Origin of the sequence: Paenibacillus sp. FSL R7-0313 (assembly GCF_037969885.1) — a bacterium.
GTDB lineage: Bacteria > Bacillota > Bacilli > Paenibacillales > Paenibacillaceae > Paenibacillus.
This window is the reverse complement of the sequence record NZ_CP150219.1, coordinates 5,515,689-5,530,905: the sequence shown is the minus strand read 5'-3', so window position 1 is coordinate 5,530,905 and position 15,217 is coordinate 5,515,689. Positions and strand designations below refer to the sequence as shown.

The 15,217-nt window shown below is 43.7% G+C and carries 14 protein-coding genes; 11 read left to right on the top strand and 3 right to left on the bottom strand.

From position 1 onward, the window contains the following. Positions 1-440: 440 nt before the first annotated feature. Genes NSQ38_RS23875 through NSQ38_RS23865 form a run of 3 tightly spaced genes read right to left on the bottom strand, consistent with a single transcriptional unit; the run spans position 441 to position 4,805 of the window. The gene (locus NSQ38_RS23875) at positions 441-1,406 is read right to left on the bottom strand and encodes a substrate-binding domain-containing protein (RefSeq protein ID WP_339784402.1); all 966 of its coding nucleotides are present in this window, start codon (positions 1,404-1,406) and stop codon (positions 441-443) included. Continuing rightward, positions 1,399-2,988 carry a response regulator gene (locus tag NSQ38_RS23870; RefSeq protein WP_339790682.1) on the bottom strand — a complete coding sequence of 530 codons (1,590 nt, stop codon included), beginning with the start codon at positions 2,986-2,988 and terminating at the stop codon, positions 1,399-1,401. The genes NSQ38_RS23875 and NSQ38_RS23870 overlap by 8 nt, the downstream gene beginning before the upstream one ends. Positions 2,989-2,993: 5 nt before the next feature. After that, positions 2,994-4,805 carry a sensor histidine kinase gene (locus NSQ38_RS23865; protein ID WP_339784400.1) on the bottom strand — a complete coding sequence of 604 codons (1,812 nt, stop codon included), beginning with the start codon at positions 4,803-4,805 and terminating at the stop codon, positions 2,994-2,996. A 243-nt stretch (positions 4,806-5,048) separates the two neighbouring features. Between NSQ38_RS23865 and NSQ38_RS23860 the strand changes: the two genes are divergently transcribed. The 11 genes from NSQ38_RS23860 to NSQ38_RS23810 all read left to right on the top strand — a co-directional run bounded on the left by NSQ38_RS23860 (position 5,049) and on the right by NSQ38_RS23810 (position 14,846). Further along, positions 5,049-6,071 (top strand): ABC transporter substrate-binding protein, encoded by a 1,023-nt coding sequence (locus tag NSQ38_RS23860; RefSeq protein WP_339784398.1) that lies wholly within the window; start codon positions 5,049-5,051, stop codon positions 6,069-6,071. 85 nt (positions 6,072-6,156) lie between these two features. After that, complete coding sequence (locus tag NSQ38_RS23855; protein ID WP_339784396.1) at positions 6,157-7,668, top strand: sugar ABC transporter ATP-binding protein; 1,512 nt, start codon at positions 6,157-6,159, stop codon at positions 7,666-7,668. A 4-nt stretch (positions 7,669-7,672) separates the two neighbouring features. Further along, complete coding sequence (locus NSQ38_RS23850; protein ID WP_339784394.1) at positions 7,673-8,716, top strand: ABC transporter permease; 1,044 nt, start codon at positions 7,673-7,675, stop codon at positions 8,714-8,716. Further along, complete coding sequence (yjfF, locus tag NSQ38_RS23845; RefSeq protein WP_339784392.1) at positions 8,706-9,680, top strand: galactofuranose ABC transporter, permease protein YjfF; 975 nt, start codon at positions 8,706-8,708, stop codon at positions 9,678-9,680. The genes NSQ38_RS23850 and yjfF overlap by 11 nt, the downstream gene beginning before the upstream one ends. Positions 9,681-9,788: 108 nt before the next feature. After that, positions 9,789-10,841 (top strand): ABC transporter substrate-binding protein, encoded by a 1,053-nt coding sequence (locus NSQ38_RS23840; protein ID WP_339784390.1) that lies wholly within the window; start codon positions 9,789-9,791, stop codon positions 10,839-10,841. 218 nt (positions 10,842-11,059) lie between these two features. After that, positions 11,060-12,124: a polysaccharide deacetylase family protein gene (locus NSQ38_RS23835; RefSeq protein ID WP_339784388.1), complete on the top strand. Its 1,065-nt coding sequence runs from the start codon at positions 11,060-11,062 to the stop codon at positions 12,122-12,124. Positions 12,125-12,317: 193 nt separating this feature from the next. Beyond that, a complete protein-coding gene (locus tag NSQ38_RS23830) occupies positions 12,318-12,848 on the top strand; it encodes an AAA family ATPase (protein WP_339784386.1) in 531 nt (176 codons plus the stop codon). Positions 12,849-12,877: 29 nt separating this feature from the next. Further along, the gene (locus NSQ38_RS23825; RefSeq protein WP_339784384.1) at positions 12,878-13,228 is read left to right on the top strand and encodes a DUF952 domain-containing protein; all 351 of its coding nucleotides are present in this window, start codon (positions 12,878-12,880) and stop codon (positions 13,226-13,228) included. A 74-nt stretch (positions 13,229-13,302) separates the two neighbouring features. Then, positions 13,303-13,788, top strand: a complete 486-nt coding sequence (locus NSQ38_RS23820) for an N-acetyltransferase family protein (protein WP_339784382.1) — start codon at positions 13,303-13,305, stop codon at positions 13,786-13,788. A 12-nt stretch (positions 13,789-13,800) separates the two neighbouring features. After that, complete coding sequence (locus tag NSQ38_RS23815) at positions 13,801-14,331, top strand: AAA family ATPase (RefSeq protein WP_339784380.1); 531 nt, start codon at positions 13,801-13,803, stop codon at positions 14,329-14,331. A 47-nt stretch (positions 14,332-14,378) separates the two neighbouring features. Next, a complete protein-coding gene (locus tag NSQ38_RS23810) occupies positions 14,379-14,846 on the top strand; it encodes a DUF2691 family protein (RefSeq protein ID WP_339784379.1) in 468 nt (155 codons plus the stop codon). Positions 14,847-15,217: the final 371 nt, after the last annotated feature.

Sequence of the window (15,217 nt, the reverse complement as noted above, 5' to 3'; positions counted from 1 at the left end):
ATCATCATACTTGAGAGGAGGTTCTCCCACTCGTCATGCTGAGCCTACTGAAAAAGCTGACTTTTTGGTTTGTTATTTTCTCGCTAACCGTATGTTTCATTAATCTATCAGGAAATGATGATAAGAATATTCTGATTTACCTAACGAATCCTATAAATCCGTTGCTGAATGACTGGTTGATCAAAATAAATACAAATCCAGAGACGAACTCATTGTTCAGGCCTTTAATATACTTGTTACATTTGATTTTTTGGGGCGGAGTGGGGTTCATCCTGGATCGGCTCATTATGAAGCTTAAACGTAAAGGATAGATATGAGCAACTCTCAGAAAAAGGTCATATTTCATGAGAAACCCTTCGATGAACGGATGTAATAACTACGTGTACGAAAATTTAAAAGGGGATGTCCTCCTGTCATCAGAATGACAGGAGGACATCCCCTTAATTAATTGCTTCCTGGTTTATTTCAATGATCCCCGTATCAATAAATTCCTTCACAGGCACACCGTCGCTTGCAAGTAACAGAGTCTCCATCATTTTGGCACCCCAGACTCCTTCATTCTGCGAAATAACGGCAGACAATTGACCGTTGAGCAACCCGTTTTCACTGGTCGGGCTATCACCGAACGCGATTAAATGCCGGTTAAGGCCTTTTGCTTTCCAGATCAGGGTAGAAGCAGAGACAGAAACAAAATCGAGCCCGATAATCGCATTGAAGTGAGGGTGAGCTTGAATCATGTTCTCCATATCGGACATGGCTTGATCTTCATTCCCTTGATGATAACGAACTTCCAAGATTTCGATGTCTGTTTCACTGCGGATATAATCAATGAATCCATTAAGCCGCTGCTGCAAACCTTGCATCTCCTCCAAACCATTCTCGACAAGAATCATGCCTTGATTATGCAGAAGTCTTGTAGTTGTCATCGCGAACTGCTGGCCAGTGCGATAGTTATCGGCGCCCACATAAGCGATTCGATGACTGGATGGGACATCTGACTCAAATGTAATGACAGGAATACCCGCAGCTTGGGCTGCATCAATAACGGGTGTAAGTGCAGCAGCATCCACAGGAGATATAGCGATTCCGTCCACATGCTGTTTAATCATATTCTCCATGATACGGATCTGTTGTTCGGTATTGGCTTCATCAGGAGCGTTTACAATTAACGTGATATTGTGTTTCCCTGCATACTCCGTTGCATCCTTCGTGATCATCTCATAGGTTGGATACGTCATTGGATAGATAATACCGAAAGTTTTGCTCGCTGCAGATTTCTCTACAGGTGAAGTTGCAGGAAGTGTTGCAGCCATTTGTTGTGGACGAATGTGTGCAGAACCGGATGAAATGATCATCGGGAACAGCAGTATTAGTGTAAGTAAAAGTGCAAATCTGGCTTTATTCATACATGGGCTCTTTTCTCATATCTGATGGTCTGGCTTGCGATTCCTCGGTTCCTTGAGTTCGGTATTCTCTTGGTGTAAAGCCTGTTGTTTTCTTGAATATATTTGAAAAATAGTGAGAGTCGTTGTAACCAACTTTGTAAGCAATCTCAAAGGTTTTGTTGTTGGTTGTTTTCAGTAACTCCTTGGCTTTACCGATTCGAATCTGGGTTAGATATTCCGTTATCGTTTGACCGGTTTCCTGACTGAAAATCTTGCTTAGATGACTTGGACTGATTCTGACGTGTGCAGAAATCATCTTCAACGAGACCTGTTCGTTATTGTATTCACGGGATACATAGGCTTTCACTTGATCAATGACATCACTGTATTTTCCGGAGCAAGCTGCTCTTCTCTGCCATAACAAGTTAAGTAGGGAACACAGGTATTGGGTGCAATCCTCCCAGCTCGTAATCTTCCGAATCGTCTGTTGCAGGGAAGTAATGTTCTCATCCGAATGGTCACTCATGCGGAACAGCTGATTCGCAAGCCGGAACGACTCCAGCGTAAGATCATTCAACAGATAGAAGCCATACGAGGAGGACTTCCAGTCCAAGGATTGTAATGGAGCGGCAAACTCCTCCACAAAATGGTCACGCTGATTGGGGCTGCCGATTTTGAGAAATTCAAGAAACGAATTCCTGTCGAGAAAAAGAGTCGTTTGCTCATCCAGGTTATTTTCATGTAGAGAAGCTCTGTTCTGAAGGGTGAGTCGATTAATATATTTATCCTCCTCCGCTTCCAGATATGAGACATGAATTCCTTGCAGCCGCTCCTGTTGACTGCCAATGCCCAGAATAATATTACATTTGAACGTATGCTCAAGTTCAATACGAACCCGCCCGCGAAGCTGCTCCAGATATACGGATATGCTGTCATCGGAGTGATACTTGAGCAGAAGCACGAGCTCTGTCCGGCTTCGAATATAGGGAAGAAGTTCAACGTGGGGATCACGAGTTTCCTCCAGTATGGGAATCAGCTTCTTCATCAGGGATTCTGAATCCCGGGATTCATCTGTTAATCGAACGTCGATAATGACAATCGTATAAAACCTGGCCGAGAGAGGAAGTGAGAGTTGTTTGGCTGATTCAATCGCATCGGTTGTACCGATGAGTCCTCCGCACAGATCGGCCAGCAGTTTTTCTTTGGTGATCGTCCGGTTTGTCATGCGTTGATGTTCTTCATCCATTTGTTTGCTGACCTTATGCAGCATTTGGATTAGCTCTGCTGCACTAATGGGCTTTAGACAGTACTCGGTCACACCAAGACGGATGGCCTCCTGGGCATAGCTGAATTCATCATGACCGCTCATGATAATGATTTTGATATCAGGTTGTTGAGTGCGAACGATGGAGGTCAGTTCCAATCCGTTCATAAATGGCATTTTGATATCCGTAATCAGAATATCCGGAGCCCATTCATGAATTAAAGGTAACGCAAGCTCGCCGTCGGGTGCATCCCCGCAATAGTGAAAACCTTCCTTTTCCCAATCAATGCAGCTACGTATATTCTCCCGAATTCCAATTTCGTCATCCACGATCATCACCTTTTTCAACGGTTAACCTCCTTGCTTTTGGGGATACGAATCATAAATGTGCTGCCTTCCATATGCGTACTTTCCATTTCAACGCCATAAGCTGTTCCAAAATAGAGTCGAATCCGGTGATGTACATTGAGCAGACCGAATCCGCCTTCCTGCTCGTCATCTTGGGGTGAACGGGAACCGGCCGGCTTCTCCAGCTCTTCACGTAATTGTGCCAATCGATCCGCAGACATGCCAATTCCGTTATCCTGTACGGTCAGAATGATGCTATTGTCCTCTACATATCCGTGTATGGATATCAGCCCTTGACCGCGTTTGTTCTTGATCCCATGGTAGAGCGCATTCTCAATCAGGGGCTGCAGCGTCATTTTCAAAATGGGATAATCCTGAAGCTCACGATCAACGCTGATCTCGTAGGTGAGAATATCGTGGTACCTCATCTGTTGGATAACCAAGTAACTCCGCGCATGTTCAAGCTCGGTTTGAATGGATACCCAGTCGAATCCTTTGTTCAGACTCAAACGAAAGAACTTCGAGAGGGCTTGCACAAGTTTGATTACATTTTCCTTTTTCTCTGCTTCAGCCATCCATAGAATAGATTCCAACGTGTTATAGAGGAAATGAGGGTTGATCTGAGCTTGCAGCGTGCGTAGTTCAGCTATTTTCACCTGTTCATTCTCTCGAATGCTCTTTTCAATTAGTGTTTTGAGCTTATCCAGCATCACATTGAAGCTTTTGCCCAGATCAGCAATTTCGTCCGAGCCGTGTGGTGTGACTTTGGCTTCCAAGTAACCGTTTGCAGCTTTACGCATCTTGTTCATCAGAATTCGGATGGGCAGAATCAGTCGATTATTTAGGAAAAAATATAACGATATTGCAAAGAACGCACTTAACAAAACGGTAATGATGATCAATTGGCGAATGCTATTGGCCTCTGCAATGATTTCCTGATAAGGAGCTACCCCGATCATTTTCCATCCGGTCTGTTTTGAGGTGCTGTATACAACAAACTGGGGCTTGGATCCTGCAGACAGGATAAAGCTGTCGTGCTGTAGCTGTAAAGGAATCGATCGGATCTGATCCATCATGGTTATGGATGCCGGGGTGGCATCCGGCCTGAAGAGTGTATTTCCGTATTGATCACTAATATAGAAAAAACCGGAATCCTTAATGGGGGTATTCGTCAAAAAATCATCAATGAACGAATCATTCAAATCAATTACGATGAACCCGATGACCTCATGCGTAATCCGCTCTTTGACCGTGGTTATAATTGAAAGCGCATTCTGTTTAGGGTAAGCAAACCCATCCAGCCTGTTATATTCGGCATAGGCTGCAGAATGAGGGATGCGCAGAATGGCATCCGGATACTGTATCAGATACTTGAAGTACGGGTTACGCAGCGGATTTCGTTCCAGCTTGAACACGCCTTTTCGTTCACTTATGCCTTTTCCATAGAAATTCACGAACGAGATATTAAGTACCTTGTCATACTTGTAGGTTTCCCGATAAAGATTGTATGTCTGAAGGATGGCTTTGGCTTCCGGGTAGGACTCCGATTGAGAATACAGGTATTGAAGCACTTGCGGGTTCTTGCCCAGTTCAAGCAGCCGTTCCGTATCCTCAAACAAGATGTCAATATTCCTGGCAAGCTGGTCGGCAACCAGTTGTGTCGATGCCTTGTTATGATTGGATACGACCGTATAGGATTTGTGGTAAGAAATCAATCCAACCACGATCAGTGGTACTGAACTGAGGATGATAAACATGCTGAGTAATTTAAGCCTGAGGCTTGAAGCAATCCATTGAATGAGTTTCAACGTATTCCACTCCATCTGAAGGGATCAAAAATGTATCATTAGTATAACATGATTTTCTAATATGTAAGAGAATCGCTAAATACTACACAATTAAACAAAGAAATTACACTTTTTAAACTCCATTTTTTGAAATTACTAAATTATTACATAAATAAAGTATGAGACTCCATATAAGCTCGGAATGAAAGCGTTCTATAATGTGGTCACACCATAAGGTGAAACGAAAAAAGGGAGGATCACAACATGCGAACCAAAAAAAAGTGGGGACTTGCCATAACATTGGCTATGGTGATGCTGGTCAGCACGGCATGTAGCAGTACCAATGGAGCAGCAGGCTCCGATAATGAAACTTCAACGAGTCGGAATGGCAGTACACCTGCCAGCGCCAAAACAATTACGCTTGGTTTTTCGCAGGTTGGTGCGGAGAGTGGCTGGCGTTCGGCGAATACCAAGTCGATTCAGGATTCAGCCAAAGAAGCGGGTTATGATTTGAAATTCTCCGATGCGCAACAGAAGCAGGAAAATCAAATTAAAGCTTTGCGATCCTTCATACAACAGAAGGTGACGGTGATTGCTTTTTCCCCTGTTGTAGAATCCGGTTGGGATACTGTATTGAAGGAAGCGAAGGATGCAGGCATTCCCGTCATTTTGACGGACCGAGCTGTGGATTCGCCAGATAAAACCCTCTACAAAACCTTTATTGGCTCCGACTTTGTAGAAGAAGGACGCAAAGCAGGTCAGTGGCTTAGTGACCAATACAAGGACACACAAGACGAGATCAATATCGTTGAGCTGCAGGGTACAACAGGCTCCGCACCAGCGAATGACCGTCAAGAGGGCTTTATGGAATTGATTGCTTCCAATTCGAAGCTTAAAGTGATTGCTTCACAATCAGGTGACTTTACACGTGCCAAAGGCAAAGAAGTCATGCAAGCTTTCCTCAAAGCACATAAAAAAATAGATGTTCTCTATGCACATAATGACGATATGGCACTTGGTGCAATTCAGGCCATTGAAGCGGCAGGACTGAAACCAGGCGTAGATATCACCATTATCTCTGTGGATGCCGTGAAGGATGGGATGCAGGCTGCTGCTGATGGCAAAATCAACTTTATCGTTGAATGTAATCCGTTGTTAGGACCTCAATTAATGGAAGCGGTTCAAGCGGTAGTGGACGGGAAAGACATCGAACCCCGAATCGTTACGGATGAGACAACTTTCACATCGGAGCAAGCCAAAGAAGCATTGCCAACACGCGAATATTAAAAGCAGATTCGTATAACACCGAAAAGTCATTTTTCGACCAGGCTGTCGCTAAATGACTTTTTTCCATAACAAAGGAGAGGGTTATATGGCCGAGCAAGCACCGATTTTGCAAATGACAGGCATCACCAAACAATTTCCCGGGGTTAAAGCGCTATCCAGCGTCAGCTTTCGCTTGTTTCCGGGCGAGATTCATGCCTTGATGGGTGAAAACGGAGCGGGGAAGTCGACGCTTATTAAAGTTCTGACCGGCGTTTATTCCATTGACGAAGGAACGGTAACCATGGATAACCGTGATCTCTCGATCTCCGGTCCGCTTGAAGCGCAAAAGGCGGGAATCAGTACCGTTTACCAAGAGGTCAATCTCTGTCCGAACTTAACGGTTGCTGAGAATATTTTCATCGGGCGGGAGCCGATGCGATTTGGCAAAATCAATTGGAAGCAAATGAACAAAGATGCGGAGAACCTTCTGCGAGACAGATTACATCTGTCCATCGATGTTAAGGCTCCTTTACAGACCTACTCCGTCGCGATTCAACAACTGATTGCAATTGCAAGAGCACTCAGCATCTCGGCAAAAGTGCTCATATTGGATGAACCCACATCCAGTCTGGACAAAAACGAGGTTCAGCAACTGTTTCGTATTATGCACAAATTAAAGAGTGAAGGTCTCGCGATTCTTTTTGTTACTCATTTTCTTGATCAGGTATACGAAATGTCGGATCGTCTCACGGTGCTCCGTAACGGGGAATTGGAAGGAGAGTACATAGCCGCAGAACTTCCACGCATGGAACTGGTGCTCAAGATGATCGGCAAGGAGCTTGAGGTGCTTGAGGAGCTTCCGAAGGAAGCGGATGCTGCCCAGGCGGAGTCGGGAGAACTGTTAATTACCGCTAAGGCACTTGGACGCAAAGGAGCAATTGAGCCGTTTGATTTGGACATTCGCAAGGGAGAAGTCGTCGGCTTGGCTGGGTTATTGGGGTCTGGTCGTACCGAGATCGCTCGCCTTTTCTTTGGTGCAGATCGTTCAGATGAAGGCAAACTACTCGTTGTAGATACAGGAAGTACGGTTAAGTCGCCGCGTCATGCAATTGATCAGAATATTGCTTTTTGCTCCGAGAACCGTAAAACCGAAGGCATAATCGATGATTTGACCATTCGGGAGAACATTATTCTGGCTTTACAAGCGACACGAGGCTGGTCCAAACCAATCTCACGCAAGAAACAGGATGAGATCGCCGAAAAGTACATCAACCTGTTAAATATCCATCCGAAAAACCCGGAGCATTTAATTAAAAATCTGAGCGGCGGTAATCAGCAAAAGGTGTTGCTTGCACGGTGGCTGCTGATGAACCCCGATCTGTTGATTCTCGATGAACCTACGCGTGGAATTGATATCGGTGCCAAGACTGAAATACAGAAGCTGGTGCTCTCTCTGTCGAAGCAGGGCATGGCCGTGCTGTTCATTTCGTCCGAGCTGGAAGAAGTGATTCGTGTCAGCCACCGGATTGCCGTAATCCGGGACCGCAAAAAAGTGCAAGAACTTAGCGGGGATCAGATCCATCAACAGCAAATCATGAAAGCAATGGCAGGAGGTTAAAGAGATGGCGGGCAAGATGCGTAAACATCATTTGTTTTGGCCGTTATGTATGCTTGGTTTACTTTTAATCTTTAATTTGCTGTACTCTCCGGATTTCTTCTCCCTCGTCATGCGTGAAGGGAATCTGTATGGCAGCTTGATTGATATTCTCAATTTTGGAGCGCCTTTAATTCTGGTATCGATCGGTATGACACTGGTGATTGCGACCGGAGGTATTGATTTGTCCGTGGGCTCCATTGTAGCGATCTCCGGTGCCGTGGCTTGTATGAGCATCAGCAGAGGAGTAGATCAGAGTTCGTTCGGGCTTGTGTTGGGTGCACTTGGATTATCTATAGGTCTCTCACTGATCTTGGGCATATGGAATGGGGCGCTGGTTTCGGTCGCCCGAATCCAACCCATTATTGCAACGCTTATTCTGATGGTAGCTGGACGTGGGATTGCGCAATTGATTACGAGTGGACAGATTATTACTGTATCCAACGCAAACTACGCCTATATCGGGGCAGGTTCGCTTGCAGCATTACCTTTTTCCATCTTCATCGTATTAACTGTGCTGATAGTTGCCTCATTGTTGACGAGAAAAACGGCACTGGGACTGTTTATCGAATCGGTCGGAAGTAACGCAAACGCGAGCCAACTGGCAGGTATTCGTTCAAAAACAGTTATTCTCACGGTATATGTCTTCTGTGGTCTGTGTGCCGGCATTGCCGGGCTTATTCTCAGCTCAAATGTATCCAGTGCGGATGGAAATAACGCGGGTCTTTGGTATGAACTTGATGCCATTCTTGCTGTCGTCATCGGGGGTACTTCGCTCAATGGTGGTCGTTTCTATCTAATGGGTACCGTCGTTGGAGCACTCATTATCCAAACCTTAACAACGACGATCTATATGATTGGAGTCCCGCCAGAAGTTACGCTGGTTGTCAAAGCCTTTGTAGTACTTGCCGTATGTTTGATTCAATCCGATTCATTCCGCAATTCCATGGTGATCCGTTGGAAAAAACGGAAGTTTCCAGCCGAACAGGGGGTTAACCGCCATGTTTCTTAATCGTAAGTATCTCCCGGTTTTTGTCACCTTCGGTTTGCTGGCCGTGATGTTTGCCATAGGCTCTTTCCGCTATACGGGGTTCTTTTCTACACAGGTACTGCTTAATCTTCTCATTGATAACGCCTTTCTGATTATCACGGCGATTGGCATGACTTTTGTGATTGTATCGGGAGGAATCGACCTGTCGGTAGGTTCTGTAATTGCGCTGACGACCATCATTAGCGCAAGTCTGGTCGAGAAGCAAGGGTGGTCGCCTGCGATTGTTATACCTATGGTGCTTGTCATGGGTGCGTTGTTTGGCACAGTCATGGGGGCGATCATCCACTACTTCAAAATCCAGCCTTTCATCGTGACATTGGCAGGCATGTTTTTGGCGCGGGGGATGTGTTATGTCATCAGTCTCGACACCATTACTATTACGAATCCATTTTACACACAGGTTGCGCAGGCGAAAATTTCCCTGCCAGGGGGCAGCTTTGTCTCCATTAATGTGATTATTGCACTGGTTATTGTACTACTCGCGATCTACCTGGCACATTACACCCGGTTTGGGCGCAACGTTTACGCCATCGGCGGAAGCGAGCAATCCGCGTTGCTCATGGGACTGCCGGTTGCACGTACCAAAATCCTGGTGTACACGTTCAGCGGTTTGTGCTCCGCGCTTGCCGGTGTTGTCTTTACCTTCTATATGTTATCCGGTTATGGATTACACGCCATGGGTCTTGAACTCGATACCATCGCGGCTGTTGTGATAGGAGGCACCTTGTTAACAGGTGGTGTGGGGTATGTAGCGGGAACCTTTATTGGTGTATTGATCCAGGGGGCTATCCAAACTATAATTAGCTTCGAAGGTACGCTCAGCTCATGGTGGACCAAAATTGTGATTGGTCTGATGCTGTTTGTTTTTATTTTGTTCCAGCGACTTCTTAGCGGGCGGCGAGTATCCTCGAAATCACTGCATTAAATTGATCGAATGAAATGATATTGAACACGGATACCGAAACAATGATATAACAATATGCGCTCTGCATTGGTGAATGCTGAGCGTAACATGGAGATGGGGGATACGTGAGTGAGAAGACATGTGAACGGGTTGTGTTTGTTCATTCTACTGCTGCTTGTCGGCTGCACGACCCCTGAGTCTGAATCTGTTCCTCCTCCCATCTCGTCTAACAACTTGGAAACTCTTCCCTCCGTTGAGGAATGGATGGAATCAGCGGTAGCAAGGGATACCTCTACGAAACCGATTGTCTTGGGTTTTTCACAACTGGGCAGAGAGAGTGCCTGGCGTCTGGCAAACTCCACGTCTATTCGGAATGCTGCGGCTGAATCGGGAATCTCCCTTGTAATAAAAAATGCAGAACAGTCTCAGACGAAACAGTTCGAGGCTGTTCGGTCGTTCATCAGGCAAAAGGTGGATGTCATTGCCATTGCACCGGTCGTGGAATCGGGCTGGGATGGTATTCTTCAGGAGGCCAGGGATGCAGGTATACCCGTGATTATCGTAGACCGGTCAGTTGATGTCAAAGATACTTCACTTTTTGTAACAACGATTGGATCGGACTTTTATGAGGAAGGTGTGAAGGCCGGGAAGTACATTCAGGATCGGATGCGAAATCATCCGGGTTTGATCCGGATTGCCGAACTGCAAGGCACGAGTGGTTCTACACCCTCTATCCAGCGTGGCGAGGGCTTTAGAAGCATTTTTGACACCAGAGCAGATATCATCTTCTCACAAAGTGCTCCTGCCGACTTTACGGAGGACACTGGGAAACAAGTGATGAAAGAATTCCTTCAGGTCCCGGAAGACAAACGGCCGCAGGTTCTTTTTGCCCATAATGATGAAATGGCGTTTGGCGCCATACAAGCGATAGAAGAAGTTGGGCTGAAGCCGGGAGAAGACATTATCATTGTTTCGGTGGACGGCTCCCGCAAAGCACTTGAAATTCTGGCGAGTGGGAAAATCAACGCTGTGGTGGAATGTAACCCGCTGCTTGGTCCTCAGCTTATGCAGGCTACAAAAGAAATTATTGCAGGGCGTACACTCCCGAAGCGCATGGTGCCCCCGGAGGACATTTTTACACAGGAGAGTGCTAAACGGGAGATGTACAACAGGCGATTCTAGAATACGTGAATAAATAGAACATTTTGGATAAAATTCAATTTACTTTAAATAAAGTTATCGTTTATACTGAACTCACCTTGAACTAAAAGTTCTTATCTATGAGAAAGTACGCAGCGGATTGCGTACATTTGAAAGCGCTTTTTTCAAGGTGGGAGTTTGATAAAGAGAGGGAGTGTAGAAGGTAGTATGCTGTGAATATATTATGAGGAGGTAATTTTATGTTTAAAGTAAAGCTAGCAAAGGCGGTAATATCTCTCGCACTTTTCGGTACCTTATTTTCTATCCCGGCGGTGCCCGATGCTCGTGCTGCAGATGCAAGTTGTCCGAATGGTTATGTAGGTCTGACGTTTGATGATGGCCCATCTGGAAACACAACAAACATGCTTAACGCGTTGAAGCAAGCTGGTTTACGGGCAACGATGTTCAATGTTGGGCAAAATGCGCAAAATAATCAATCGCTGGTTACTGCCCAGGTGGCAGCTGGTATGTGGATTGGCAATCATTCGTATACACATCCAAACATGACCACATTAAACAGCTCTCAGATGTCGTCAGAGATTACACGGACACAGCAGACAATCCAGTCCATTACCGGCAGTTCACCTAAACTGTTCAGACCTCCTTATGGTGCGACAAATGCAACCTTGAAATCCGTTGTGAGCCAAAACGGCCTGAAGGAAATACTGTGGAACGTAGATTCCCAAGACTGGAATGGTGCCAGCGCAGCCCAGATTGTAGCAGCAGTGAACACGATGAAAAGTGGTGACGTCATTCTAATGCATGATCAGTACCAGACGACACTTCAAGCCATTCCACAGATTGCACAAAATCTGAAGAATCGTGGCCTTTGCTCCGGCATGATCTCATCAACGACCGGTCGGGCAGTTGCACCCGATAGTAGCACTACGAATCCGCCAAGTAACGGAACCAAAGTGGAAGCTGAGAATATGACCAAAGGTGGGCAATACACCGGCAATATCAGTTCTCCTTTCAATGGCGTGGTCCTTTATGCTAACAATGATATGGTTAAATATACTCAGAATTTTGCAACGAGCACACACAATTTTTCACTTCGTGGAGCTTCAAACAATGCCAACATGGCGAGAGTTGATTTGAAGATTGGCGGACAGACGAAGGGAACCTTTTACTTTGGCGGGAGCTCTCCAGCGGTCTATACCCTGAATAATATCAGCCACGGAACGGGAAATCAGGTCATTGAGTTGGTTGTAACAGCCGATGACGGTACATGGGATATCTATATTGATTACTTGGAAATACATTAACAAGCTCAAGGTTGATTGAAAAATAATGCACGATGATGAGATCCCGTTGGGTTAATCCAATGGGATTTCATCATGTTTCTGGACATTTTGTAACACAAAAGTGGAAGAAAAACATTTATAATGGATGAAATTGAGGATAGGAAGAATTTGGTTTGTATTGAAACTATTTATGGAATAGGAGTGGATTGATCAAATGATCATTATGATTAACGGAGCGTTTGGTTCGGGGAAAACTTCTGCAGCAGAAGCACTTCTACCTTTGATTGCAAATAGCATAATCTACGATCCTGAAGAAATAGGTTATATGCTCAGAAAACTTCTTCCGGAGAATTGTAGAGAGGAAAGGGAACGTACGGATGATTTTCAAGATATCGATCTATGGAAAATTCTAACCGTAAAGACGGCTAAAGAAGTAAAGCAGAAATACAACAGACACTTAATTGTCCCCATGACCATCTATAAAGAGGAAAACTTTAATTACATTTATAACGGGTTGAAAGAGATCGATCAGGACATTCATCATTTTTGCCTAACGGCTACAGAAGAGACGATTTATCATCGTTTGGCTAAACGCGGAGATGAATATGGAGGCTGGCAGTATCAACAAGCACCAAAGTGTGTTGGAGCTTTCAAGGATGAACAATTTCAAACTCGCATTATTACCGATCATTTGGAGACTAGTGAAATCATAGAACTCATTTTGAAGAAGGTCCTATCCAAATAATTATCTTTTTTATTAAGGAGGATTTTAGGATGATGATTGTACATGTACTCTCAAGAAAAGATTGGGAGGCCGCGTTGATCAATGGGGTATACAGAGCAGTATCTTTAGAAAAGGAAGGTTTTATTCATTGCTCACCTGTGGATAAGATCGTAGCTGTGGCTAATTATAATTACCACGGGACAAAGGGGTTAGTATTACTTTGCTTGGATGCATCTAAAATAAAATCAGAAGTTATATGGGAAGATCTGTATAATGAAGGCAGGGAATATCCTCATATTTACGGTGAGTTAAATCTTGACGCTGTATCTCATACATATGATTTTGAGCCTAATGAAGAAGGGAGATTTTCGCTACCTCCTGATTTAGAGAACATGCAGTGATGTCAGATTTCTTGGATAGACGCTGGTTTCGTTGAAGAAATTGAACAGAAGAGGATGGAACCTAATTGACGACTGTGACTTTTGAAGAGGTAACCGAACAGCACCTCCCTGAAATTAGAGAGATTTATAACTATTATGTAATGAATACAACGATTTCGTTTCATACGGAGGAATTAAATCTTGATCAGATTAAATCCTCTGTAATGAACAAAGATACACGGTATAAAACTTATGTAATGCTTGAAAGCAATCAAATGATGGGCTATGTTCTGATCACCCAATATAAGAGTAAACAGGCATATGACATTTGTGGTGAAGTCACAATATATCTAAAGCACGATATTTTGGGAAAAGGCTTGGGGAAACAAGCACTAGGTTTCATTGAGAAGGTTGCAAAAGAACAAGGATTCCATACCTTAATTGCGACAATTTGCATGGAGAATACAAGAAGTAAATCATTATTTGAGAGAAATGGTTATGAACAATGTGCTCTGTTCAAAGAGATTGGATATAAATTCGATAGAAAACTGGATATTGGAAGTTTCCAAAAGATATTGTAAGGAGAATAAGAAATGAGTAAAAACCTATATATTATATCTGGCCCCCCTGGAGTAGGGAAATCTACAACTTCCAAGCTGCTGGTTCAGACTTTAGATAAAAGTGCCTACATTTCTGGAGATGCGGTTAGTCATTTTCCGGTCAAAGGGAGAGGTAAACCCTGGCTTGATAAGGATACAAACGACTTAACTTGGAAAAATATATCTAGCCTAGTGAAAAACTTATTGGATTATAAATACGATGTAGTGCTGGACTATGTGGCCCTTCCGGAAGACATGGATGGGTTAATGACAGAATTGGCAGACTATCATGTTCGCATAATCTATGTTGTATTAATGGTTGATCGTCAAACCATTATTCGTAGAGACCGTCTAAGAGCAGAAGAATATCAAATGAAAGAAAGAAGTTTAATCCTGCTGGATGACTTTGAAAATCATCTGGATTTGAGAAGTGATAACAAGCTGTATACGAATCATTTTACAGAAGAACAACTACCTGAGATAGTAAGTGAAATTATAAATAATGAGAAATATCGGGTGAAATAACTGCACTGTTATTATGCTTCGAATTGAAAATGATAAGAGGTGAACAGATGAACAGAGGAATACGTTTTGAAATACCAAATGCCTATGGTCGCTTTCTTGGAGAGATTTTAAAACCAATGGGGGTATCTAATTTTGATTGGTTTATTGGTGGAGAAGAATCCTATCTCATTGAGGGTGATACGTTAGGGGATGATCTTTTTCCGGATATGATTATTGGTATGAATGGAGAAGAATTACAAAAGATTATTGAGAACAACGAGTATTATTTAATATTTACGAATTTAAAAGCATTTCCAAAAGGCACACAAATAACAGATGTAATCACCTATGAAGATTATGTGGAGAGTGAGTGTCAGATGGTTCTTCTTGTGATCGATAGTATCTACGTCACGGTTTATTGTAAAGATCTAGAAAAAGTCAAGGAATTATATAATCATATAAATAGACAGGGATTTGAATCTCTCGAATATTTAACGGATGAGAATGATACGAGGACAATACTATCGGTCTGGTGATAAAGGAGATTGGGATTAACTGCTAAGGTTTGATAGACCATCCCATGCATACGTTGATATACATTAACATAGCGTTGAGTTTAGGTGTTAGGTGTTAACTCTAACGAACCTGACACGTCTTATTCGGGGATTTGAAACGCCTTTCGAAATCTAAGGAATCTGAGACACGCTATATCAGAAAAAATAGCCTTTTGTAGCCTTTTTGTCAGATGATTTTGGGAAATAAGATGTCTCATGTTCCTTACAATTTTAAAAGAGGACGTGAAGGCCGAATAAGATGTCCTGTGTTCCTTAGAAAATCGTCTGAGTTTGAAGACACACTTTAGTCCGCTTCCCCATGATATGTGAAGGTTTATGAATACGATTACATC

Excerpts from the sequence above, each read along its gene's own strand:
- NSQ38_RS23835 (WP_339784388.1), top strand. The coding sequence starts at position 11,060 with ATGTTTAAAGTAAAGCTAGCAAAGGCGGTAATATCTCTCGCACTTTTC.
- NSQ38_RS23860 (WP_339784398.1), top strand. The coding sequence starts at position 5,049 with ATGCGAACCAAAAAAAAGTGGGGACTTGCCATAACATTGGCTATGGTG.
- NSQ38_RS23810 (WP_339784379.1), top strand. The coding sequence starts at position 14,379 with ATGAACAGAGGAATACGTTTTGAAATACCAAATGCCTATGGTCGCTTT.
- yjfF (WP_339784392.1), top strand. The coding sequence starts at position 8,706 with ATGTTTCTTAATCGTAAGTATCTCCCGGTTTTTGTCACCTTCGGTTTG.
- NSQ38_RS23875 (WP_339784402.1), bottom strand. The coding sequence starts at position 1,406 with ATGAATAAAGCCAGATTTGCACTTTTACTTACACTAATACTGCTGTTC.
- NSQ38_RS23825 (WP_339784384.1), top strand. The coding sequence starts at position 12,878 with ATGATGATTGTACATGTACTCTCAAGAAAAGATTGGGAGGCCGCGTTG.
- NSQ38_RS23855 (WP_339784396.1), top strand. The coding sequence starts at position 6,157 with ATGGCCGAGCAAGCACCGATTTTGCAAATGACAGGCATCACCAAACAA.
- NSQ38_RS23830 (WP_339784386.1), top strand. The coding sequence starts at position 12,318 with ATGATCATTATGATTAACGGAGCGTTTGGTTCGGGGAAAACTTCTGCA.
- NSQ38_RS23850 (WP_339784394.1), top strand. The coding sequence starts at position 7,673 with ATGGCGGGCAAGATGCGTAAACATCATTTGTTTTGGCCGTTATGTATG.
- NSQ38_RS23815 (WP_339784380.1), top strand. The coding sequence starts at position 13,801 with ATGAGTAAAAACCTATATATTATATCTGGCCCCCCTGGAGTAGGGAAA.